The organism is Nonomuraea harbinensis, from assembly GCF_019396385.1.
Classification (GTDB): domain Bacteria; phylum Actinomycetota; class Actinomycetes; order Streptosporangiales; family Streptosporangiaceae; genus Nonomuraea; species Nonomuraea ferruginea.
The window spans coordinates 44,925-66,988 of record NZ_JAHKRN010000013.1; the positions used below are offsets into that span (position 1 = coordinate 44,925).

At 72.1% G+C, this 22,064-nt stretch carries 27 protein-coding genes; 13 read left to right on the top strand and 14 right to left on the bottom strand.

The window, feature by feature from the left end; all coding sequences use genetic code 11:
• The first annotated feature begins 180 nt into the window (after positions 1-180).
• The 6 genes from KME79_RS16145 to tsaD are packed head-to-tail and all read left to right on the top strand — an operon-like array spanning position 181 to position 4,488.
• Positions 181-828 carry a hypothetical protein gene (locus KME79_RS16145; RefSeq protein WP_187281615.1) on the top strand — a complete coding sequence of 216 codons (648 nt, stop codon included), beginning with the start codon at positions 181-183 and terminating at the stop codon, positions 826-828.
• A gap of 2 nt (positions 829-830) precedes the next feature.
• Positions 831-1,364, top strand: coding sequence for a class F sortase (locus KME79_RS16150; protein ID WP_187281616.1), 534 nt, complete (start codon positions 831-833; stop codon positions 1,362-1,364).
• A gap of 31 nt (positions 1,365-1,395) precedes the next feature.
• Complete coding sequence (locus KME79_RS16155) at positions 1,396-2,325, top strand: phosphotransferase (protein ID WP_219545114.1); 930 nt, start codon at positions 1,396-1,398, stop codon at positions 2,323-2,325.
• A 51-nt stretch (positions 2,326-2,376) separates the two neighbouring features.
• Positions 2,377-3,021 (top strand): tRNA (adenosine(37)-N6)-threonylcarbamoyltransferase complex dimerization subunit type 1 TsaB, encoded by a 645-nt coding sequence (tsaB, locus tag KME79_RS16160; RefSeq protein ID WP_219545115.1) that lies wholly within the window; start codon positions 2,377-2,379, stop codon positions 3,019-3,021.
• 11 nt (positions 3,022-3,032) lie between these two features.
• On the top strand, positions 3,033-3,464 hold the full coding sequence (rimI, locus tag KME79_RS16165; RefSeq protein ID WP_219545198.1) for a ribosomal protein S18-alanine N-acetyltransferase: 432 nt from the start codon (positions 3,033-3,035) through the stop codon (positions 3,462-3,464).
• Entirely contained in the window at positions 3,457-4,488 is a 1,032-nt protein-coding gene (tsaD, locus tag KME79_RS16170; protein WP_148036822.1) for a tRNA (adenosine(37)-N6)-threonylcarbamoyltransferase complex transferase subunit TsaD, read from the top strand. Before rimI ends, tsaD begins: the two co-directional genes overlap by 8 nt.
• Positions 4,489-4,502: 14 nt before the next feature.
• Here tsaD and KME79_RS16175 read toward each other — a convergent pair whose 3' ends face one another.
• From KME79_RS16175 to KME79_RS16185, 3 genes are all read right to left on the bottom strand, one after another.
• Positions 4,503-4,967: a tetratricopeptide repeat protein gene (locus tag KME79_RS16175; RefSeq protein ID WP_148036823.1), complete on the bottom strand. Its 465-nt coding sequence runs from the start codon at positions 4,965-4,967 to the stop codon at positions 4,503-4,505.
• Between the two features lie 95 nt (positions 4,968-5,062).
• Positions 5,063-6,682: a coiled-coil domain-containing protein gene (locus KME79_RS16180; protein WP_219545116.1), complete on the bottom strand. Its 1,620-nt coding sequence runs from the start codon at positions 6,680-6,682 to the stop codon at positions 5,063-5,065.
• Positions 6,683-6,873: 191 nt separating this feature from the next.
• Complete coding sequence (locus tag KME79_RS16185) at positions 6,874-8,046, bottom strand: class I SAM-dependent methyltransferase (RefSeq protein WP_219545117.1); 1,173 nt, start codon at positions 8,044-8,046, stop codon at positions 6,874-6,876.
• A 306-nt stretch (positions 8,047-8,352) separates the two neighbouring features.
• Here KME79_RS16185 and groES point away from each other — a divergent pair, with 306 nt between their 5' ends.
• The 4 genes from groES to KME79_RS16205 all read left to right on the top strand — a co-directional run bounded on the left by groES (position 8,353) and on the right by KME79_RS16205 (position 11,492).
• Complete coding sequence (groES, locus tag KME79_RS16190) at positions 8,353-8,664, top strand: co-chaperone GroES (protein ID WP_148036826.1); 312 nt, start codon at positions 8,353-8,355, stop codon at positions 8,662-8,664.
• Positions 8,665-8,736: 72 nt separating this feature from the next.
• Positions 8,737-10,356 (top strand): chaperonin GroEL, encoded by a 1,620-nt coding sequence (gene groL / locus KME79_RS16195; protein ID WP_148036827.1) that lies wholly within the window; start codon positions 8,737-8,739, stop codon positions 10,354-10,356.
• 348 nt (positions 10,357-10,704) lie between these two features.
• The gene (locus KME79_RS16200) at positions 10,705-11,340 is read left to right on the top strand and encodes a sigma-70 family RNA polymerase sigma factor (protein ID WP_148036828.1); all 636 of its coding nucleotides are present in this window, start codon (positions 10,705-10,707) and stop codon (positions 11,338-11,340) included.
• On the top strand, positions 11,337-11,492 hold the full coding sequence (locus tag KME79_RS16205) for a hypothetical protein (protein WP_187281617.1): 156 nt from the start codon (positions 11,337-11,339) through the stop codon (positions 11,490-11,492). Before KME79_RS16200 ends, KME79_RS16205 begins: the two co-directional genes overlap by 4 nt.
• On the opposite strand, the gene KME79_RS16210 is transcribed toward KME79_RS16205, so the two are convergent.
• On the bottom strand, positions 11,453-11,830 hold the full coding sequence (locus KME79_RS16210; protein WP_148036829.1) for a DUF5319 family protein: 378 nt from the start codon (positions 11,828-11,830) through the stop codon (positions 11,453-11,455). The genes KME79_RS16205 and KME79_RS16210 overlap by 40 nt on opposite strands.
• 36 nt (positions 11,831-11,866) lie before the next feature.
• Positions 11,867-12,880, bottom strand: a complete 1,014-nt coding sequence (locus KME79_RS16215) for a helix-turn-helix transcriptional regulator (protein WP_219545118.1) — start codon at positions 12,878-12,880, stop codon at positions 11,867-11,869.
• 397 nt (positions 12,881-13,277) lie between these two features.
• Here KME79_RS16215 and guaB point away from each other — a divergent pair, with 397 nt between their 5' ends.
• The gene (gene guaB, locus KME79_RS16220; protein ID WP_219545119.1) at positions 13,278-14,759 is read left to right on the top strand and encodes an IMP dehydrogenase; all 1,482 of its coding nucleotides are present in this window, start codon (positions 13,278-13,280) and stop codon (positions 14,757-14,759) included.
• A gap of 15 nt (positions 14,760-14,774) precedes the next feature.
• Positions 14,775-15,884, top strand: a complete 1,110-nt coding sequence (locus KME79_RS16225; RefSeq protein WP_219545200.1) for a GuaB3 family IMP dehydrogenase-related protein — start codon at positions 14,775-14,777, stop codon at positions 15,882-15,884.
• Positions 15,885-15,896: 12 nt separating this feature from the next.
• Here KME79_RS16225 and KME79_RS16230 read toward each other — a convergent pair whose 3' ends face one another.
• Genes KME79_RS16230 through KME79_RS16265 form a run of 8 tightly spaced genes read right to left on the bottom strand, consistent with a single transcriptional unit; the run spans position 15,897 to position 20,192 of the window.
• Positions 15,897-16,877, bottom strand: a complete 981-nt coding sequence (locus KME79_RS16230; protein ID WP_219545120.1) for a serine hydrolase domain-containing protein — start codon at positions 16,875-16,877, stop codon at positions 15,897-15,899.
• Complete coding sequence (locus KME79_RS16235; protein WP_219545121.1) at positions 16,874-17,344, bottom strand: Clp protease N-terminal domain-containing protein; 471 nt, start codon at positions 17,342-17,344, stop codon at positions 16,874-16,876. Before KME79_RS16235 ends, KME79_RS16230 begins: the two co-directional genes overlap by 4 nt.
• Positions 17,341-17,577, bottom strand: coding sequence for a hypothetical protein (locus KME79_RS16240; protein ID WP_148036834.1), 237 nt, complete (start codon positions 17,575-17,577; stop codon positions 17,341-17,343). The genes KME79_RS16235 and KME79_RS16240 overlap by 4 nt, the downstream gene beginning before the upstream one ends.
• Before the next feature lie 47 nt (positions 17,578-17,624).
• Positions 17,625-18,392 carry an alpha/beta fold hydrolase gene (locus KME79_RS16245; RefSeq protein ID WP_219545122.1) on the bottom strand — a complete coding sequence of 256 codons (768 nt, stop codon included), beginning with the start codon at positions 18,390-18,392 and terminating at the stop codon, positions 17,625-17,627.
• Between the two features lie 2 nt (positions 18,393-18,394).
• Positions 18,395-18,844, bottom strand: a complete 450-nt coding sequence (locus KME79_RS16250) for an SRPBCC family protein (RefSeq protein WP_219545123.1) — start codon at positions 18,842-18,844, stop codon at positions 18,395-18,397.
• A complete protein-coding gene (locus KME79_RS16255) occupies positions 18,841-19,188 on the bottom strand; it encodes an ArsR/SmtB family transcription factor (protein ID WP_219545124.1) in 348 nt (115 codons plus the stop codon). Before KME79_RS16255 ends, KME79_RS16250 begins: the two co-directional genes overlap by 4 nt.
• Positions 19,189-19,245: 57 nt before the next feature.
• Entirely contained in the window at positions 19,246-19,620 is a 375-nt protein-coding gene (locus KME79_RS16260) for a VOC family protein (protein WP_219545125.1), read from the bottom strand.
• Positions 19,621-19,625: 5 nt separating this feature from the next.
• On the bottom strand, positions 19,626-20,192 hold the full coding sequence (locus tag KME79_RS16265) for a TetR/AcrR family transcriptional regulator (RefSeq protein ID WP_219545126.1): 567 nt from the start codon (positions 20,190-20,192) through the stop codon (positions 19,626-19,628).
• A 57-nt stretch (positions 20,193-20,249) separates the two neighbouring features.
• Here KME79_RS16265 and KME79_RS16270 point away from each other — a divergent pair, with 57 nt between their 5' ends.
• Positions 20,250-21,212 carry a DsbA family oxidoreductase gene (locus KME79_RS16270; protein ID WP_219545127.1) on the top strand — a complete coding sequence of 321 codons (963 nt, stop codon included), beginning with the start codon at positions 20,250-20,252 and terminating at the stop codon, positions 21,210-21,212.
• A 20-nt stretch (positions 21,213-21,232) separates the two neighbouring features.
• On the opposite strand, the gene KME79_RS16275 is transcribed toward KME79_RS16270, so the two are convergent.
• Positions 21,233-22,060, bottom strand: a complete 828-nt coding sequence (locus tag KME79_RS16275; protein ID WP_219545128.1) for a class II fructose-bisphosphate aldolase — start codon at positions 22,058-22,060, stop codon at positions 21,233-21,235.
• Between the last annotated feature and the right edge of the window lie 4 nt (positions 22,061-22,064).

A 22,064-nucleotide genomic window follows, 5' to 3' on the forward strand; every position in this document is an offset into this window, starting at 1 on the left:
GACACCCTTGACGTACCTTCGCCATGACGAGAAACATGATCATTGGTAAGGGTTGGCCCAGAAAATCTGGGTATCAGGAGGGCGGTATCCACGAAACCGGTGGATGCTAGGAAAAGAGCGGCGGAGTGGGGTGCGGCGGTGCTCAGGGTCAGGCGAGTCGCTTATGCGGGGGCCATCCTCATGATCGGCCTCATGGGCTGCGCGGCGGAGGCGCAGACACCGGCGGAGAGCTCCACGCCGACCGGCAGCCCGACAGGCACGGGCCAGCCGACCGCCACCACCACCGCAACCACGACGGCCACCACGACGGCCACGGCGACCGCCACTCCGGCGGTCTCCTCCATCTCGGTCCAGCTCAACCCCGACCGCGTCACCGCGGGCGAGAGCTCCACCGTGTGGATCCTGGCCAACTGCCCGGCGCCGCAGGGCGGGCCCGCCCACACCGGCACCGCCACGTCCAGGGCGTTCGTCAGCGGGGTCACGCTCAACCCGACCACCTCGGGCGGCACGCCCAGCCCGACCGGCAACGCCGGGGGCGACTGGGTGCGCGGTCAGGCGCAGATCTCCGGTACGGTCCGGCGCGGCTCGTACCGCGTGGACGTCAAGTGCGACGGCACCAACCACTCGGGCCGCGCCACCCTGCGCGTGGCCCGCGCGGAACCGCTGCCCAGCGACGTGCCCACCAGGGCGCCCAGGGCGGGCGGCGGCGGCACGTTCGGCAAGGAAGTCGACGAGGGCACGTCGATCCCGCTCGGCGGCGTCGGCGCGGCCATCGGGCTGGCGCTCGCCGTCGGCGTCGGCGTGGCGGTCAAGCGCCGCCGGTCCTAGTCATGGCGAGTTCCGGACGGGTGGTGCTCGCGGGCGCCGTCACGGGCCTGGTGCTGGTCGCCTTCGGTCAGAGCATGCAGCAGCCCGAGCAGGCCGCGGCCGCGGTCGTGCCCGAGACCATCGGCATCCCGTCGATCGACGTCGAGGCGCCGCTGATGAAGCTCGGCGTGAAGAACGGCGAGGTCGAGCTGCCGCCCTACGAGAAGCCCGAGATGGCGGGCTGGTACACCGGCAGCGTGGTGCCCGGCGAGAAGGGCGCCTCGGTGATCATCGGCCACGTCGACACCAAGACCGCGCCCGCCGTGTTCTACAAGCTCCGCCACCTGCGCAAGGGCTCGAAGGTACGGGTCGAGCGGAGCGACGGCAAGACCGTCACGTACAAGGTCGACGCCGTCGAGCAGGTGCACAAGGACGAGTTCCCGCTCAGGAAGGTGTACGTCGAGGACGGGCTCAAGCTCGTGACCTGCGGCGGAAGGTTCGACGCGGCCCAGGGCGAGTACGTCGACAACATCATCGTGTACGCGTCGCGCGCCTAAAACCGGTTGCCCCGCACCCGATCATGGATGCATGAGCACTCGGACGAACCCGCCGGCGACCGGCGTGCGCGTACCCTGGCAGGACGTCCACGCCGGCGTGCGCGCCGCCGTGGAGGAGTTCCTCGGCGGCCGGGTGGCCGAGGCGGTCACCCAGGACGGCGGCTTCTCCCCGGCCGCGGCGGTGCGGCTGCGCACCGACGGGGGCCGCCGGGCCTTCGTCAAGACCGTGAGCCCGGAGCAGAACCCCGACTCCGTCCTCATCTACCGGGCGGAGGCCGCGATCTCCGCCGCGCTGCCCGCCGCCGTGCCCGCTCCCCGGCTGCTCACCTCGTTCGAGCTCGACGGCTGGGTGACGCTCGTGTTCGAGGACATCGAGGGGCGCCATCCGGTGACGCCGTGGCGCCGCGACGAGCTGGACCTGGTGCTGGCCGCCGTGCGCCGGATGGGCGCCGAGCTGACGCCGTCGCCGATCGACGCGCCGCCCATCGCGGAGCGGTTCGGTGACGCGTTCCGCGGCTGGCGCAGGCTGCTGGGCGAGGACACCGCCGGGCTCGACCCGTGGGCGCTGCGCCATCTCGCCGCGCTGGCCGAGCTGGAGTCCGGCTGGGCCGTGGGGGCCGCGGGCGACACGCTGCTCCACTCCGACCTGCGCGCCGACAACCTGCTGGTGGCCGGTGACCGGGTGTACGTCGTCGACTGGCCGTGGGCGTGCACGGGAGCCGCCTGGTTCGACCTCATGGCCATGCTGCCGTCGGTGGCCATGCAGGGCGGGCCGGCGCCGCAGGAGCTGCTGCCCGACCCGGCCCCGGCCATCACCGCCGCGCTGGCCGGGCTGACCGGCTTCTTCCTGCGGCAGAGCCGTCTGCCGGCCCCGCCGGGGCTGCCCACCCTGCGCGCCTTCCAGCACGCGCAGGGCGTCGAGGCGCTGGAGTGGCTGCGCCACCGCACGGGCTGGGCCTGAGGAGCGCGTACGGGCGCGGTGGGGTGTGAGCCGCGGGTAGGCTAAACAGTCGTGCTGGTCCTGGCCTTTGACACCGCGACGCCCGCCGTCACCGCCGCTGTCCACGACGGCGAGCGGGTGCTCGCCGAATCCACGACGATCGACGCGCGCCGCCACGGCGAGCTGCTGGCGCCGGCCGTCGAGCGGGTGCTCGCCGAGGCGGGCGTGCCGCTGCGCGAGGTGACGGCCGTCGTCGCGGGCTGCGGCCCCGGCCCCTACACCGGTCTGCGCGTCGGGCTGATGACCGCGCAGGCGCTGGCGGCCACGCTCGGCGTGCCCGCCCACGGCATCTGCACCCTCGACGCGCTGGCGTACGGCAGCGGCCTCGACGAGCCGTTCCTGGTGGCGACCGACGCGCGGCGCAAGGAGGTCTTCTGGGCCCGCTACGCCGACCGGCGCACCAGGCTCGACGGCCCCTCCGTCGACAAGCCCGCCGAGGTGCCCGTCGAGGGCCTGCCGGTGGTCGGCGCCGGAGCAGGTCTCTACCCCGGCGTGCTCGGCCCGGCCCGCGAGCCCGCCTACCCGCACGCCGGGTTCCTGGCCGCGCTGGCGGCCGAGCGCATCGCGGCGGGCGTGCCGCTCGACGAGGCCCGCCCGATCTACCTGCGCCGCCCCGACGCGGCCGTGCCGGGAGCGCCCAAGCGGGTGACGGCGTGAGACTGCGCCAGATGACCGAGGGCGACCTGCCGGAGGTCATGGCGATCGAGCGCGCCACGTTCCCGCTCGACGCGTGGAGCGAGGGCATGATGCGCGGCGAGCTGGCCGACCAGCCGCGCACCAGACACTACGTGGTGGCCGTGGTCGATGACGTGATCATCGGCTACGCCGGGGTCGCGGTCGCCGCCGACCAGGCCGACGTGCAGACGATCGCGGTGCTGCCGGCCCACCGCGGCACCGGCGTCGGCGCCGCCATGCTCACCGAGCTGCTGGCCGAGGCGCGCCGGCGCGGGGCTCGCGAGATCTTCCTGGAGGTGCGGGAGGACAACCCGGTGGCGCGCGGCCTCTACGAGCGATTCGGGTTCGAGAGCATCGGCACCCGCCGCCGCTACTACGACGACGGCACCGACGCGATCATGATGAGAGGGAAGCAGGATGGCTGACGCACCCCTGGTCCTGGGCATCGAGACGTCCTGTGACGAGACCGGCATCGGCCTCGTCAGGGGCCACACGCTGCTGGCCAACACCATCGCCTCCAGCATGGACGAGCACGCCCGCTACGGCGGTGTGGTGCCCGAGGTCGCCTCGCGCGCCCACCTGGAGGCCATGACGCCCACCGTGGACGCGGCGCTGGCCGCGGCCGGGGTGAAGCTCTCCGACGTCGACGCGGTGGCCGTCACCGCCGGGCCGGGGCTGGCCGGGGCGCTGCTGGTCGGCGTGGCCGCCGCCAAGTCGTACGCCCTCGGCCTGGGCGTCCCGCTCTACGGCGTCAACCACCTGGCCGCGCACGTCGCCGTCGACCAGCTCGAACACGGGCCGCTGCCCAAGCCGTGCATCGCCCTGCTGGTGTCCGGGGGCCACTCCTCGCTGCTGCTGGTGCCCGACGTGGCCGCGGACGTGATCTCGCTCGGGTCCACCGTGGACGACGCGGCGGGGGAGGCGTTCGACAAGGTGGCGCGGGTGCTCGGGCTGCCGTTCCCCGGCGGCCCGTACATCGACAAGGCGGCCCGCGACGGCTCCGGCACGGCGGTCGCCTTCCCTCGCGGCAAGATCGACGACGGCACGCTCGACTTCTCCTTCTCCGGGCTCAAGACCGCCGTCGCACGCTGGGTGGAGGCCCGCGAGGCCGCGGGCGAGCGCATCCACGTGCCCGACGTGGCGGCCTCGTTCCAGGAGGCGGTCGTCGACGTGCTGACCCGCAAGGCGTTGCAGGCGTGCCGGAAGTACGACGTGCACGACCTGCTCATCGGCGGCGGGGTGGCGGCCAACTCACGGCTGCGCGCCCTGGCCCAGGAGCGGTGCGACGCGGCGGGCGTGCGGCTGCGCGTGCCCCGCCCGGGGCTGTGCACCGACAACGGCGCCATGGTGGCCGCGCTCGGCTCCGACCTGGTGGCTGCCGGGATCGCGCCCTCCGCGCTGGACATCCCCGCCGACTCGTCCCTGCCGATCACGACCGTCAACGTCTGACCGCGCGGGCGCGCTCAGACGGTCTCGTCCAGTTGTTCGGCCAGCCGCTCCAGCCCGCCCTTGATGAGCCGGCCGTAGCCGTCGTCGCCGAGTGCGCCGATCTCGGCCCGCGCCTGCTGGAGGTGCTCGCGGGCGCGGCCGAGATCGCCCAGCTTCCGGTAGCACTCACCCAAGTTCAGGTGCAACGACGGATACAGGCCGGCCACCGATAGCGGCACCCCGGCCTCCGCCACCCGCTCGTCGGTGACCTGGCCGACGGCGGCGAGCGCCCGCAGGTCCCACGTCAGTTCCTCGTGCACGTCGTCCTGCACGTCGGCCATCGAGTGGGCGAGGACGCAGACATGCAGCGGGTCACCCTGCTCGCCGCCGATGTCGTCCCAGATCTGCGCGAACAGGTCACGAGCGGCATCACGCTGCCCTTGGTGGTGATGTAACTCCACTCCCTGGGCGATCCGGGCCATCGTGGGGTCGGTGGTCATGAGCGGCTCCTCCGCTGTCGCTGGCGATCATGGTGAGCCTACTCGTCGTGCGTCGCTCAGCGCCCTTCCGCCGGCTCGCGTACGGGGGAGCCGCGTCAGTCCTTGGCGCGGCTCGGTCGCAGGAGTGCTTCGGCGAGCGCCAGCATGGTCTCCTCCAGGGCGCCCAGACGCTTGTTGAGGTCGGTGGTGGCGGGCTGGACGATGTCCGAGACGGTCTCGGCGAGCGTGTCGCGGTCGGGGCGGGAACGGACGATCTCGGCGAGCGAGGCGGCCGCCTCGGTCAGCCGTTCGCCGTGGGTGTCGAGCAGCTCGCCGATGCCGAGGGCGGCGGGCAGGCCGTCGATCCGGCGGCCGACCGCCTCCAGGGTCTCGCCGGCCTGCTCGGCGCGGGTGTTGAGGCCGGTCAGGTGGGCGTCGAGGCCCTCGACCCGGTGGGCCAGGCGCTCCTCGGCCTCGCCCAGGCGCCCGTCGAGCGAGGTCAGGCGGTCGTCGATGCCGGCGAAGCGGTCCTCGTGGCGGCCCGCGGCCTTGCCGAGGCGGCCGTCGACGGCCTCCAGGCGCTCGTCCTGCGCGGTCAGCCGGTCCTCGACCGTGTCGAACCGCCCGACCTGGGCGGTCAGCCGCTCGTCGATGGCGTCGAACCTGTCCGCGTGCGTGACGAGGTGCCGGTCGACGGCGTCGAAGCGGCCGGTCAGCCGCGTGTCCGCGGCGTCGAGGCGGTCGGCGTGGGCGGTGAGCCGCTCGTCGATCACGTCGAAGCGGCCGGTGTGCGTGTCGAGGTGCTCGTCGATGGCGTCGAAGCGGCCCGCGTGGGAGGCCAGGCGGGCGTCGAGGGCGTCGAAGCGGCCGGTGTGGGAGGTAACGCGGGCGTCCACGCCGCGCAGGCGGGCGTCGACGTCGGCCAGGCTCTCCTCGGCCGTCTCGAACCGGGTGTCGAGCGCCATGAGCCGGCTCTCGACCCGGTCGACCCGGCCGTCGACGCCGTCGAAGCGCCCGGACAGGTGCTCGCCGACCTCGTCGACCCGGGCCCGCACCTCCCGGGCGGCGCTCGCCACCCGCTCGTCGAAGGTGTCGGACAGGTCGAGCACCACGCCCTCGACGCGGTCGGTGCGGGAGTTGAGCTCGGCCAGCGACTTGTCGAGCCGGGTGAACCGGCCGGCGGCCACCTCCATGCCCGCGCTCACCTGCGCCAGCCTGGCCGTGACGTCACCCATCCGCTTGGCCATGTCGTCGGTGAAGTCGACCACCGTCTGCAGCCGGCCCAGCGTCTCCTCCATCCCTTCGCACACGGCGGTGACGTCGGCGCGCAGCTTCGGCAGCTCCATGACCGGGTGGACGCGCTTGCCGACCGACTCCACGGCCGAGTCGACGCCGCCGACCTGCTCGCCCACCGCGTCGACGTGGTCGCGCACCGCCTCGACGTGCTGGGCCAGGCCCTCGGCCCACAGGGGCGGCTTGACGGCGATGTCGTCCAGCCGGCCGCTGACGGTCTCCAGGGTGCCGCTCAGACCGCCCAGCTCGCGCTCGCGCACCTCGCGCAGGAGCCATTCCATGCCCTCCAGCCGCTGGCGGATCTCGTCGAGCACGGCTCCCTGCGTGCGCTGCTCGTACACGTGATCCTGGGCGGCACGTGCCAGCAGTTCCCGCATCCGCTCCGAGATGGCGGTCTGGCCACCCGCCGCCTGCAGCAGAGTGGTGTGGTTGGAATGGTCCACCGAAAGGCTCCTTCGCTGTCGACGGTCTGCCGCGTAGCGGTGGGATGGTCCGATTTGCAGATAAGAAGGAGAACGCGGCTCACCGCAAGAGGGGGGAGGACTCCCGCCCGCCCACCTTAGCCTTTCGATCAAGGTCCGTCAGGGGCGAAGAAAAACGTCGCGCTTATCGGTGAATCGCCCTGATTTGTCATTCACGCAGGTGGGCTGGGGTCGCAGATCAGGACAGTGGGCTTATCGGATACGCGCGTCAGAATGACCACGGCGGTCCTGTCGCCGGAAAGCCTGAGGTCGGCCCGCAGGCGTTCTATATCGACCGCCGAGCCGCGTTTCTTGATGACGGCGTTGCCCACTCCGCGTTCCCTCAGCGCGGCCCTGAGCCGCTTCAGCGAGAACGGCAGCACGTGCTGTATTTCGTAGCGGGTGGCCCACGGGGTGTCGACCGGCTCGTCCCCCGAGATGTAGGCGATCATCGGGTCGGGCAGCCACCCGCGCACCAGCTCGGCCACCTCGCCGACGAGATGCGCCCTGACGGCCGCCCCGTCCGGCTCGTACACGTACCGCCCGACCGGGCCGGTGGCCGCGCGGGCGCCGGTGGCGGTGAGCGTGTGCCCGCCCGGCAGCAGCGTCGCGCGCCGCGCCCCTTCCGGCGGGCGGCCGGTCCACAGCGTGGCCTCCTTCACCTCGCCCTTGTACGAGACCCACTCGGCCTCCGCGTCGTCCGGGATGAACTCGTACGGGATGCCCGGAGCGACCTTCACGCAGCCGACCCGCGCCCTGCCCAGCAGGCCGAGCACCACGGGCCAGGACGGCGAGTAGGCGAGCGGGTCGAACGTCCTGCCCCTGGAGGTGCGCCGGGCGGGGTCGGCGAACAGCACGTCGTAGGCCTCCGGCCGCACCTCGGCGGCGTCGCCCACCCGTACGGTCACCCGGTCGGCCACCCCGAGCGCCTCGGCGTTGGCCCTCGCCACGGCGACCGAGAGCGGGTCGGTGTCCACGGCGTCGACCGCGCAGCCGGCCCGCGCCAGCGCCAGCAGGTCGCCCCCGACGCCGCAGCAGGCGTCGGCCACGCGGTGTCCGGGAGCCGCGCCCAGCCGCCGCGCCCGGTGGGCGGCCACCTCGGCCCTGGTCGCCTGCTCCAGGCCGTGCGGGGTGAAGAACATGCGCCCGGCGTCGGCGCCGAACTTGGCCTTGGCCCGCTCGCGCAGCCGGGCCTGGGTGAGCGCGGCCGAGGTGAGCGCGGCGTCGTGGGTCCTGCGCAGCCGCGTGGCGGCGGCGACGGGGTCGGCGCCGACGAGCTCCTGCGCCTCGGCCAGGGCTTCGCGGCCGCGCGGGGTCAGCAGCGCGGTGAAGGCGTCGAGATCCACGGCATACGACGGTAGCGCCCGTACGGAGTGCTTCCGGGCCAGCGTGTCGGCCCGTGGGGGGCCCGCGCGGACGTAGGCTGGAGCTCCAGGAGGCTCCGGAGTCCGGGTCGACCTTGTGAAAGCTTGCCCACGATCGCTGTGAGCAGACGAGTTCGTGTTGACTGTCAAGCCCCTCTTGCATATGTTTCCTGTTGGCACTCTCCCCTTGAGAGTGCCAACGTGCGACGAGGCAGGTCTGGCACCCGCGACGGCAGGCCCAGCTGGTCGCCTCTTCTAATCAGTCACATCTGAAGGGGAGGTCCGATCGTGACGACCGCCACCAAGGTTCCCGTTAAGCCGCTCGGCGACCGCATCGTGGTTCAGCCGCTTGAGGCAGAGCAGACCACCGCTTCCGGCCTGGTCATTCCCGACACCGCCAAGGAGAAGCCGCAGGAGGGCAAGGTCCTCGCGGTGGGTCCCGGCAACTGGGACGAGGACGGCGAGAAGCGGATTCCGCTCGACGTCAGTGAGGGCGACATCGTCCTCTACAGCAAGTACGGCGGCACCGAGGTCAAGTACGGCGGCGAGGAGTACCTCGTGCTCTCCGCCCGCGACGTTCTCGCGATCATCGAGAAGTAAGCCGGTTGTGTCGGGCCCCGGGCGCTCTAGAGCCCCCGGGGCCTTCGACGCTAGGAGAGGACTTTCAGCAAAATGGCCAAGATCCTGGAATTCGACGAGGACGCCCGGCGCGCGCTCGAGCGCGGCGTCAACGCCCTCGCGGATGCCGTGAAGGTAACCCTCGGCCCCCGCGGCCGCAACGTCGTCATCGACAAGAAGTTCGGTGCTCCGACGATCACGAACGACGGCGTGACCATCGCACGCGAGATCGAGCTTGAGGAGCGCTACGAGAACCTCGGCGCCCAGCTCGCCAAGGAAGTGGCCACCAAGACCAACGACATCGCGGGTGACGGCACCACCACCGCGACCGTCCTGGCCCAGGCCATGGTCCGCGAGGGCCTGCGCAACGTCGCGGCCGGCGCCTCGCCGCTGTCGCTCAAGCGCGGCATCGACAAGGCCGCCAAGGAGGTCAGCGACAAGCTGCTCGCCTCCGCCCGGCCGGTCGAGGACAAGAAGGAGATCGCCAACGTCGCGACGATCTCCGCCCAGGACGCCAAGATCGGCGAGCTGATCGCCGAGGCGTTCGACAAGGTCGGCAAGGACGGCGTGCTGACCGTCGAAGAGTCCAACGCCATGGGCATGGACCTGGAGTTCACCGAGGGTCTCCAGTTCGACAAGGGCTACCTGTCGGCCTACATGGTCACCGACACCGAGCGCATGGAGGCCGTCCTGGAGGACGCCTACATCCTGCTCACCCAGGGCAAGATCTCCTCCATCGCGGACTTCCTCCCGCTGCTGGAGCAGATCGCCCAGACCAAGAAGCCGCTGCTCGTGGTCGCCGAGGACGTCGAGGGCGAGGCCCTGGCCGTCCTGGTCACCAACAAGATCCGCGGCACGTTCACCTCCGTCGCCGTCAAGGCCCCGGGCTTCGGCGACCGCCGCAAGGCGATGCTGCAGGACATGGCCATCCTCACCGGCGGCCAGGTCGTCAGCGAGGAGATCGGCCTCAAGCTGGAGAACGTCGGCCTGGAGGTGCTCGGCACCGCCCGCCGCATCGTGATCGACAAGGACAGCACCACGATCGTCGACGGCGCCGGTGACGCCGCGGCCATCGAGGACCGCGTCAAGGAGATCAAGCTCGCGATCGAGCAGTCCGACAGCGACTGGGACCGCGAGAAGCTCCAGGAGCGCCTGGCGAAGCTGGCCGGCGGCGTGTGCGTGCTGCGCGTCGGCGCCGCCACCGAGGTGGAGCTCAAGGAGAAGAAGCACCGTCTCGAGGACGCGATCTCCGCGACCCGCGCGGCCATCGAGGAGGGCATCGTCTCCGGCGGCGGCTCGGCGCTGATCCACGTCGCCAAGGAGGTCGACGACCTCGGCCTGACGGGCGACGAGGCGACCGGTGTGGCCATCGTGCGCCGCGCGCTGGTCGAGCCGACCCGCTGGATCGCCGAGAACGCCGGTCTGGAGGGCTACGTCGTCACGCACAAGGTGGCGGAGCTGTCCGCCGGCAACGGCCTCAACGCCGCCACCGGCGAGTACGGCGACCTGCTCGCCCAGGGCGTCATCGACCCGGTCAAGGTCACCCGCTCGGCCGTGCAGAACGCCGCGTCGATCGCGGGGATGCTGCTGACCACCGAGGCGCTCGTCGTCGACAAGCCCGAGGAGGAGGCTCCGGCCGCCGGCCAGGGCCACGGTCACGGCCACGGCCACTGACCCACGTCCGGCTCCTCACGGCCCGCACCGGCTCCGGTGCGGGCCGTCGTGGTTTTCGGTCACCGCCCGGACCGGTTTCGCAGTCGTACCTGCTTTCGAAACGCCAGTGGTATGTCATGTAGCGGGCGGCGAATCTTGATGGAGAATGTCGGATTAATTCGGTAAACCTCAAGCAGGCGGTAAGCGTCCACGTCTGACAAATGTCGTGCGTATCGGGTTATTCGGTGAAATATTGCGCCACAGCCAAAGGCTTAGTGTTGTCATCCGATTACCGAGAGTTATCGTCGCGTCAATGTGACCAATCCGTAGCCGTTCGCCATGACGACATGCCGGATCAACGCGGGCATCATGCCTATCGTGAGCGAGGGAAGCGTCGCCGACGCCAAAATTGGGGTAAGGCTCGCGTCGAGACTTCCGGCACGGACGGATGACTCCGACCTAAGAGAACTGACAACCCTCGCCGTGCAGGGCGATCGCACCGCGATCGAATCCTTGCTCGGCGAGTTGCGTCCGATGGTGGTGCGCTATTGCCGCGCCAGGCTGGGCAGGGTGTCGGGGCAATATCACATAGCAGATGACGTGGCCCAGGAAGTGTGCATCGCGGTCCTGTCCGCGCTGCCGCGATACCGCGACATGGGACGGCCGTTCGCGTCCTTCGTGTTCGGCATCGCCTCGCACAAGGTGGCCGACGCGCTGCGCAGCTCCGTGCGCTCGGCCGTGCCGACGCAGGACCTGCCCGACGGGCCCGACGACGGGCCGGGGCCGGAGGAGACCGTCGTCCGCTACATCGAGGTGGAGCACGCCCGCAGGCTGCTCGCCCGGCTGCCGCGCAACCAGCGCGAGCTGCTGCTGTTGCGTGTGGTGTCCGGGCTGTCCGCCGAGGAGACCGGTAATGTACTCGGCATGTCACCAGGCGCCGTACGCGTCGCCCAGCACCGGGCGCTCGCCAGGCTGAGGCAGATGGCCGAGCTGGAGTCCGCTTGACGCCAGAGGACGAGAGCGACGCGCTGCTCGACGCGCTCGCCGCCGGAGGGCTTCCCGACCACCACGACCCCGCCGCGCGGGTGCTCGCCGTGCTGGTCGCGGACGTCCTCGATCAGCGGCGCTCCTCGGTGTCGATGACGCCGTCGACGTAGCCTCTGGCGTACTCCCAGGTGACGTAGTCGGCCGGGTCGGGATGGAACGCCGGCTCGTGCACCTGCGGCCGGCCCTGCTCGATCATCTGGCGCAGGTTGCCGCGCAGCAGGTCCCAGTCGAAGAAGTGCTGCTCGCCGCACTCCGGGCAGTCGAGCACGAGCCCCAGCACGCCCTGCGGTTCGAGCAGGGAACGGAAGACCTCCACGTCGGCCAGGTCGGTGATCGCCTCGTCGCGCTCGGCGGCGGTCAGCGGCTCGGCGTCGTCGAACCCGCCCATCGCCGAGGACGGGTCGTCGGGATCATCCGCGAACGGGTCGCGGGGGACGTCTTCCGGCACCTTCCCACCATAAGACCGGGGCGGCGCCCATGGTGGTCATTGGTCGAGCCATCCGCGCCGCGCCGCCTCCACACCCGCCTGGAACCGCGACTGCGCCCCCAGCTCGGTCATGGCCTCGGCGAACCTCGTGCGCACCGTACGGACCGACACGCCGAGGTGGCGGGCGATCGCCTCGTCCGACAGGCCCTGCGCGGCCAGGCGGACCACCTGCGCCATGGCGTCGCCCCTGCGCCCCCACGGCAGCGGGACCGCCCTGCTCCACAGCTCCTCGAACAGCGAGCTCAGCATGCCCACCACGATCGGGGTGCGCAGCAGGTAGAAGTTGTACGCGACCTCGGGCAGGTTGCCGCCCCACCGGGCGGGCAGGCCGGCGGCATCCGCCCCGGCCGTCATGAACCAGCTCGGCACCCTGTCGAGGGTCCGCATGCTGCCCCCGGTGGCGATCACGCGCGTCATCGCGTCGCGGACCCCCGGCAACGTCAGCGCGTCGACCGGCACGACGGCGCGGATCACCATCAGGCCCCGCTCCTGGGCGTCGATCCACGGGTCGGCGAACTTGCGGGCGAAGTCTGTCATCGTGCGCCCGTCGGGGATCGCGACGAGCAGGGTGAGCGGCGGCGCCTGCACCGCCATGCCCATGACGCTCTCGTACAGCACGTCGGCGCCGCTGACCAGCTCGACGGGGAACGGGCCGCTCCGGTAGTCGCGGCCCATGTCGTAGTCGCGGATCAATGTGCGGATCGAGCCCAGCGCGCTGTCGATCCTGCGGCTCTCCTCGGCGAGCAGGTCGAGGCGGTCCGCCACCAGCCTGCCCAGGGCGGCCGCGGGGTGCCTGGCGAGGTACTCGCCCGACTGCTCGTCGACCACCCCCAGCCTGACCAGGTCGTCGAGCTGGCCGGCCAAGGTGTCGACCGGGCCGTTCATGACCTCGGCGAGCTCGCTCCGGGTGGCCCGGTGGAGGCGCAGGACAGCCGTGTAGAGGGCCGTCTGGGTGGGGTCGAGGCCCAGCGTTTCGAGCGGATCGGCCAGGGTCCGCTGCTCGTTGCGCATCGTGGCGTGCTCCGTTGGGGGGATACGGCGTGCCTGAGGATAACCCGGCATCCGGCGGTTGTCCGCAGGTTGGGCCGGAGGGGTGCAACTTCGTGCAATTGCACGTTTTCACGTTGCGGCATGCCGAAGAGTGACCCAGGCTTAACAGAGCGTCGGCAGCCCAGGCGGCCGGAGCGACGCAGGCCATCAGGACGCGGAGGGGGGTTCGGTGGCCACGGCGCGCTCCCGGCCCGGATGCCGGTGGCCGGGGGGCGGACGGGAGATCGTTCCGCCCCCCGGCTCTTTCGATGCCGGGAGCACGACGAACCGTGGGGGTCCTCGTCCTCCCGGCATCCATACGTTTTGCGCACACCCTCTAGACTTGGCGTCATCAGGCGAGGCAGGGAGGGGCCGCGGCATGTCCAAGTTCACGGAGACGGGTCTGACGTTCGACGACGTGCTGCTCGTGCCGGCCTACTCGGATCTCCAGCCGGGCGAGGCCGAGACGGTCACCCGGCTCTCGCGCGGCATCACGCTCAACATCCCGCTGGTCTCCGCCGCGATGGACACCGTGACCGAGGCCCGCATGGCCGTCGCCATGGCCCGCCAGGGCGGCATCGGCATCCTCCACCGCAACCTGTCGATCGAGGAGCAGGCCCAGCAGGCCGACCTGGTCAAACGGTCCGAGGCCGGCATGGTCACCAACCCCGTGACGTGCAGCCCCGACGACACGCTGGCCGAGGTCGAGCGGCTGTGCGCCACCTACCGCATCTCCGGCGTGCCGGTCACCGACCCGTCGGGCATCCTCGTCGGCATCGTGACCAACCGCGACATGCGCTTCGAGACCGACCACACGCGTCCCGTACGCGACGTCATGACGAAGATGCCGCTGGTCACCGCCCCGGTCGGGGTCTCGCGCGACGACGCGTTCGCCCTCCTGCGGCGTAACAAGATCGAGAAGCTGCCCCTGGTCGACCCCGACGGCAGGCTGCGCGGCCTGATCACGGTCAAGGACTTCACCAAGAGCGAGCAGTACCCCCTGGCCACCAAGGACGCCGACGGCCGGCTCGTCGTCGGCGCCGCCGTGGGCGTCGGCGGCGACGCCGAGACCCGGGCCAGGGCGCTGATCGAGGCCGGCGTCGACGTCATCGTGGTCGACGTCGCCCACGGCCACTCCAAAGGCCTGGCCGACATGATCGGCAAGATCAAGGCCAACGCCAAGGTCGACGTCATCGGCGGCAACATCGCCACCAGGGCCGGCGCCCAGATGCTGGTCGACGCGGGCGCCGACGCCGTCAAGGTGGGCGTGGGCCCCGGCTCCATCTGCACCACCCGGGTGGTCGCCGGCGTGGGCGCGCCCCAGATCACCGCCATCCACCAGGCGTCACTGGCCTGCGCGCCGGCGGGCGTGCCGGTCATCGGCGACGGCGGGCTGCAATACTCCGGCGACATCGCCAAGGCCATCGCCGCCGGCGCCCACTCGGTCATGCTCGGCTCGCTGCTGGCCGGGTGCGAGGAGTCGCCGGGCGAGCTGATCTTCATCAACGGCAAGCAGTTCAAGTCCTACCGCGGCATGGGCTCGCTCGGCGCGGTGCGCAACCGCGAGCGGGGCGGCACCTCCTTCAGCAAGGACCGCTACGCGCAGGCCGAGGTCGGCGGCGAGGACAAGTACATCCCCGAGGGCATCGAGGGCCAGGTGCCCTACCGCGGGCCGGCCGCCGCCGTCGCCCACCAGCTCGTCGGCGGGCTGCGCCAGGGCATGTGGTACGCGGGCTGCCGCACCATCGAGCAGATGCACACCGACTGCGAGCTGATGCCCATCACCGCGGCGGGTCTCAAGGAGAGCCATCCCCACGACATCCAGATGACCGTGGAAGCTCCTAACTATCACAGAAGGTAATCCATGACTCAGCAGGTGGAGATCGGCCGGGGCAAGTCGGGCCGCCGGGCCTACTCGCTCGACGAGATCGGCCTCGTGCCGTCGCGGCGCACCCGCGACCCGGAAGAGGTCTCGATCGCCTGGCAGATCGACGCGTACCGGTTCGAGCTGCCCGTCGTCGTCGCCCCGATGGACAGCGTGGTCTCGCCGGCCACCGCGATCGAGATCGGCCGGCACGGCGGGCTGGCCCCGCTCGACCTCGAAGGTCTCTGGACCCGCTACGAGGACCCGACCCCGCTGCTGGAGGAGTGCGCCTCCCTCAGCGCCGAGGCGGCCACCAAGCGCCTTCAGGAGATCTACACGGCCCCGATCCAGGAGGACCTGATCGGGCGGCGCATCGAGGAGATCAGGGCCGCGGGCGTCACCACCGCCGTCCGGCTGTCGCCGCAGCGGGTCGTGCAGTACCACAAGGCGGTCATCGACGCCGGCGTCGACATCTTCGTCATCCGCGGCACCACGGTCTCCGCCGAGCACGTCTCCGGCCGGGCCGAGCCGCTGAACCTCAAGCAGTTCATCTACGAGCTCGACGTGCCGGTCATCGTCGGCGGCTGCGCCACCCACACCGCCGCCCTCCACCTGATGCGCACCGGCGCGGCCGGCGTGCTGGTCGGCTTCGGCGGCGGCGCCTCCCACACCACCCGCAACGTGCTGGGCGTCGCGGTGCCGATGGCGACCGCGATCTCCGACGTGGCGGCGGCCCGGCGCGACTACATGGACGAGTCCGGCGGCCGCTACGTGCACGTCATAGCCGACGGCGGCATGGGCACCTCCGGCGACATCGCCAAGGCCATCGCCTGCGGGGCCGACGCCGTCATGGTGGGCTCGCCGCTGGCCAGGGCCGCCGAGGCGCCGGGGCGCGGCTTCCACTGGGGCTCCGAGGCCCACCACCCCGACCTGCCGCGCGGGCGCCGGGTCGAGTTCGGCACCGTGGGCTCCCTGGCGCAGATCCTGCACGGTCCTTCGAGCGTGGCCGACGGGTCGATGAACCTCATGGGCGCGCTGAAGCGGACGATGGCTTCCACGGGTTACTCCGACATCAAGGAGTTCCAGCGGGTGGAGGTCGTGGTCTCGCCCGTCCAGAGCTGACCCCGCCGGCGGTCAGGGCCCGGTTCCGGCCATGCGGAACCGGGCGTCCAGGAGATCGCCGAAGGTGGCCATCAGGTCGCCCCAGTCGCCGTTCGCGTTGGCGACCACCGCGCGCGAGCTGTCTGGGTCGGCCATGGCGTAGCTCCACGAGCCCGGCACGGCTCCGCCCCCTCCCCAGACCGTGACGCCGCAGGAGAGCCGCTGGGAGTAGACGCCCAGGCCGTAACGGGTGTGCGGGACCCACCCCGTCCCCTCGGTGGAGACCGTGGTGAACATCTCCCGCCGCAGGCCGGGCGGGAGCAGCCGGTCGCGCAGCAGCGCGTGCAGGAACGCGTGCAGGTCAGCGGTCGTCGAGACCATGCCGCCGGCGGCCCAGGCCCAGCTCAGGTCCGTCGCGGTCACGTCGTGGATCTCCGCGTCGGGCTGCTTCGCGTAGTGCCGCGCGTGCGGCTCGCGGAGTGTCTGGTCGTCCCCGGGGAGGTACGTGCCGGTCAGGCCGAGCGGCCGGGTGACGTGCCGCGCGATCTCCTCGGCGAGCGTCGAGCCCGTCACCCGTTCGACGACCATCCCGGCGAGGTTGTAGTTGACCTTCGAGTAGCGGAAGCCGCCCGGCTCCTCCAGGGGCGGCGTCTCCAGGCCCGGGATGACGTCCGGCAGGCCGCTGGTGTGGTTGAGCAACCGCCTGACGGTGATCGTCGTGCCGTCGGCGCCGAGCTGCTCCTCGGTCAGGCCGGGCAGCCATGTCGCCACCGTGTCGTCCAGCGTCAGCCCGCCCTCGGCCACCAGCCGCAGGACCACCGTCGCGGTGAACGCCTTGGTGAGGCTGCCGATCCTGAAGTGCTCGCCCGGCCGTCGCGCCCGGCGGGTCGTCAGGTCGGCCACGCCCGCCGTGCCGAACCACGACCGGTCGGCGTCGCGTACGTCGGCGACGATCCCGGGCACCCCGCCGTCGGCCACCGCCCGGTCGAGGACGTGCTGGATTCCCGCGTTCATTCGCTGATCAGCTCCAGGGCTCGGGCCAGCAGGGCGGCGCGGTCGACGCCGGCCAGGGCGAGGGCGCGCGGGACCGTGCCCACCTCGGCGTGCAGGATCCCGACCAGCACGTGTGCCGGTCGCAGGTCCTTCTTGCGTGCCGCGGACGCGAAGCTCCGCTCCAGGGCGAGCCTGCCCGTGGCGCCCATGGCGGGCCGGCGGCCGGGTAGGACGCTCGACCGGGGGAGGCCGAAGGCGGCGGACACGCCGACGGCGCTCAGGCTGTGCTCGAACTCGCGGTCGAGCGCGACGCGGACGGCCTGGTGACGGAGCCCGGCCTCGGCGAGGACGCGCTGCGGCGCGGTGTCCTCCTGGGCCGCGACGGCCAGCAGGAGGTGCTGCGCCTCGATCGTCGCCGATCTGTCCCGCCGGGCCTCGGCCTCTCCCTCGGTGAGGATCGCGTGCAGGTACGCGTCGAACGGTCTCACGGTGAACGCCTCCTCAGCTTGACGCCCGCGGCGATGAGTCGCTTGGCGTGCTTGCGGTGGACCGCCTGACGCGTCACACCGAGTGCCTCGGCGACCTGCGGCCAGCTCCAGCCCGCCCGCATCGCCTCCTCGACGGCGGCGTCCTCCAGCTGGTCGGCCAGGCGCCGCAGCGCCACCACGGCCGCCAGCGCGTCGCCGGGCTCCTGGGGAGGGGGGATCTCACTCACGGGCATGCAAGCAACATTAGTTGACTAATCGGAATTTAGTCAACATAGGTTGCTTAGGCGAAGAAGGCGGCCAGCACCGGGGCGAGGGCGTCCGGCTGGACGTCGTGGGTCTGGCCGTCGAGGGATCGGTGCTCGGCCGCGGGGATGGCGTCCGCGGTGGCCTCGGCGGCGCCCTGGAGCCCGTTCGGGCTGGCGCCGCCGGACAGGACCAGGGCGGGGATGGTGATCGCCGACGCCAGGTCGTGCGGCACCCGGCCGCCGCCGAGCAGTTCGTCGTCGTACGCGAGAGTGGGCGCGATCGCCTCCAGCGCCGCCCACATCGGCTGGCCGCGCATGCCGTCGATGGCCTGGGCGGGCATCCCGACGTGGGCCATGAACAGCGCGACGGCCTCGCCTCTCATCCCGGCGGCGAGCAGCTCGCGCAGGCGGGCGGTGTACGCCCCGTTGCCGGGTTCGTCGATGTACGGCGGCTCGTACAGGGCGAGCCTGGTGATGCCGGGGCCGGTCGCCGCGGCTCTCAGGGCGAGGGCGGCGCCTGAGGAGATGCCGTAGACGTACGCCTCGCCGCCGGCCTCGGCGATGAGCGCCCGCAGGTCCTCGATCTCGCGTTCGGGCGCGTACGGCGGGGTGTCGGTGCTCTCGCCGCGCCCGCGCCGGTCGTACGCGTGGACGGTGAACGACGAGCTCAGCAGGGCGGCGAGCGGCCGCATCGGGCCCGCGGTGCGGTGGCACATGGCGCCGTCGACCAGGACGAGCGCGGGGCCGTCGCCGGAGCGCTCGTATCCGATCACGGTGCCGTCGGGTGAGGTGAGTGTCGGCATGATCAGGTGTCCTCCCGGTTCAGGCCGGCCAGATAGGCGTCGAAGCGGTCCAGGCTGGTGGCGAAGCCCGCCCGCGCTTCGGCGCTGAGGTAGGCGGCCGGCACGTTGGTCTGGTGGGTGACCACCTCGGTGCGGCCGTCGCCCAGGTCGCGGAAGGTGATCGTGGTCTTCATGCCGCCCTCGACGCCCGGCTCGATCCACACCAGCCGCTCGGGGCGGCGCACTTCGGCGTAGGTGGCCTTCATCGTGTAGGTGCCGCCGTCGTCGCCGACCATCGTGGTCTCGAAGGTGCCGCCCGGCCGCAGGTCGACCACGATGCCGTCGAGCGGGGTGGTGGTGCCGGCCGGACCCCAGAAGCAGGTGAGGTGCTCGGGCGTGGTCATGCAGTCGAACAGCAGCTCCGGCGACGCGCGGTGGACGCGCCGGTAGGTCATCTCGCCGGTCTCGGTCATGGCGTCTCCCCGTCCCGGTCGCGCAGGGCGGCCAGGTGCCGCTCCAGCCGGTCGTGGCGGTCGGCCCAGACCTCGCGGTGGCGGGCGATCCAGCCGGCGGCGGCGTCGAGCCGCTCGGTGTCGAGAGCGCACGGCCGCGACTGGGCGGTGCGGGTGCGGGTGATCAGGCGGGCGCGTTCGAGCACCTTCAGGTGTTTCGAGACGGCCTGCTGGGTCATCGCGAACGGCTCGGTGAGCTGGCTCACGGTCGCGTCGCCCTCGGCCAGGCGCTCCAGGATCGCGCGCCTGGTCGGGTCGGCGAGCGCCGAGAACACCAGGGACAGCTCGTCTTCAGCTACGGTCACACGCCGACCCTAACCACAACCACTCATTTGCACAACCATCTGGTTGTGCGAGACAAGTCAGGGCCAGGTGGTGGCTTCGGCGTCGAAGCGGTCGCTCTCCGCCGGCAGGACGCAGAGCAGGTGGCCGCCGGGAGCGCGCAGGATCCGGCATTCCTGCCAGCGGGAGACCTCGGTGGCGCCGAGGGCCACCAGCCGGGCCGTCTCCGCGTCGACGTCGTCGGTCTCGATGTCCAGGTGGTAGCGCGGGGCGTCGTCGACGGACTGGACGGCGAGGTCGAGTCCGGAGACGGCGCCGGGGAAGCTGGTGAACTGCTCGTAACCGGGCAGCGGCCGGGCGGGGACGCCGAGGGCGGCCGACCAGAAGGCGGTGGCCCGCTCGGCCTCGGCCGCCGGGGTGTCGATGAGGAGGGCGTAGACGCGGCTTCTGTGCATGGAGATCACTTACCAGCCGGGCGGAAGAGGCGCCAGAAGGCGAGCGCGACGTCGGCCGACGGCGTGTCCCGTGAGTCGATCACCCAGTGGGCGATCACGCCGGTCAGCGCGCCGGCGAGGTAGGCGGCGTGCGTGCCGGGCGGCACGTCCGCGAAGCCGGCGGGGCGGGCGCCGGCGGCGAAGCGGGTCTCCAGCTCGGCGGTGAGCCGCTCTCTGAGCCGGGCGCAGAAGCGCGGGCTGCCCTGGGTGCCGAGCATGCACGCGTACAGCTCGGCGTTGCCGTCGATGTGCGCGAAGAGCGTGGTCAGGGGATCGGGCGCGCGGTCGCGCGGGGCGTCCAGCGGGCAGAGGGCGGCGGCCCTGGCCACCTCGGCGACCGCCTCCTCCATGGCGTCGGCGGCCAGCGCGTCGACGTCCGGGTAGTGCAGGTAGAACGTGGCCCGGTTGACCCCGGCCCGCTTGGCGACGGCGGAGATCGTGATGGCGCCCAGGTCGCGCTCGGTGGCGAGGTCGAGGACGGCGGCGCGCAGGCTCGCCCGGGTGCGCCGGGCGCGTGGATCGTCGGGGTTCACGATGGTCACTATACGACAAATGTTGCTTAATCAACAGTTGTCGCATAGATTGTCGGCATGCGAATCGAGATCTGGGCCGACGTGGTCTGCGGCTGGGCCTACATCGGCAAGCGGCGAGTGGAGAGGGCGCTCGAAGGGCTGGACGCCGAGGTCGTGTGGCGGCCGTTCCGCATCGACCCGATGGCGCCCGCGCAGGCGGTCCCGCACGAGGAGGCCATGGCCGACCCGACGGTCGACGCCGCCCTGCGCCGGTGCGCGCCCGATCTCACCCCCGGCGAGAACCGGGTGCGCGTCGCCCTCGTCGCCGCCGAGGAAGGCTTCGGCTGGACGTGGGGTCCCGCCTGGCGGGCCGACAGCCACGACGCCCACCGGCTGATCGCCCTCGCCCTGGAGCACGGCGGTCCCGCCCTGCAGGACGCGGTGGCCGAGCGGGTGATGAAGGCCCACTTCCTCGACCGGCTCGACATCAGCGACCGCGCGACCCTCCACCGGCTCGCCGCCGACGCGGGCTTCGCCGGCGGGGGCGCGCTGCTCGACGCCGGCGCGGGCGACGAGCTCGTACGGGAGCTGCTGCTCAAGGGCAAGGCCATGGGCGTCAGGACCTCGCCGACCATCGTCGCCGGGTCCGAGGCGCTGGCCGGGGCCCAGCCGGCGGAGGTGATCAGGGAGTTCGTGCTCGCGGCGCGGCCCGCGCGCCGGCTGCCCGAGGAGGTCGAGCGCTACCGCCACGCGGAGTCGCTGCTCGACCAGCGTGACCCGCTCGGCGCGCTGGCGCTGCTCAGGCCGCTGCTGGACGCGCACGGCGACGACCGCAACGTGCTCATGCTCGCCGGGCGCTGCTACTACCTGTCGGCGCAGCTCGGCCGTGCCCGCGCGGTGCTGGAGCGGCTGGTCGCGGCCACGCCGGACGACGCGTACGCGCGCCACCTGCTCGGCCGCACCCTCCAGCGCCAGGGCCACGCGGAGGAGGCCGGTCCGCACCTGCGGATGGCGGCGGTGATGGCACCGGAGTACGCCTGACAGCCAGGCGCCCCGGGCGGTCAGGACGACGTGAGGACGGACAGGAGGTGGGTGACCTCGCGGGTGACGGCGTCCCGGCCGGACTTCACGTACTTGCGGGGGTCGACGACCGCCGCGTCGCGGGTGAGGTGGTCGCGGACGGCGCCGGTGAACGCCTTGTTGAGGTGGGTCGCGATGTTGATCTTCTTCATGCCGTTCCGTACGGCCTCGCGCAGGGTGTCGTCGGGCACCCCCGAGGAGCCGTGCAGGACCAGCGGGACCGGCAGCGCGGCCCGCAGCTCGGCGATGAGCGCCAGGTCCAGCACGGCGTCCTTGGTGGTCATCGCGTGGGAGGTGCCCACGGCCACGGCCAGCGCGTCCACGCCGGTCCTGGCCACGTAGTCCGCAGCCTCGTGCGGTTTGGTGCGGGCGCCGGGGGCGTGCACGCCGTCCTTGCCGCCGACCTCGCCCAGCTCGGCCTCCACCCAGACGCCGCGCGCGCGGCACCAGGCGGTCACCTCGGCGGTGGCGGCCACGTTCTCCTCGTCGGGAAGCGCGGAGGCGTCGAACATCACCGAGCCGAGCCCGAGCGCCACCGCCTCCTCGACCAGCGCGCGGTCGGTGGCGTGGTCCAGGTGTACGGCGACGGGCACCGAGGCCGCGCGGGCGACGGCGAGCGCGGCGAGCGCGACGGGCTCCAGCGCGCCGTGGTAGCGCACGCAGTTCTCGCTGATCTGCAGCACCACGGGCACGCCCAGGGCCTCGGCCCCGGCCACGATGGCGGTGGCGTGCTCCAGCTGGATGACGTTGAACGCGCCCACCCCGGCGGGGGACTGGCGGATGACGTCGCCGATTCCGGTGAGGGGCATGACG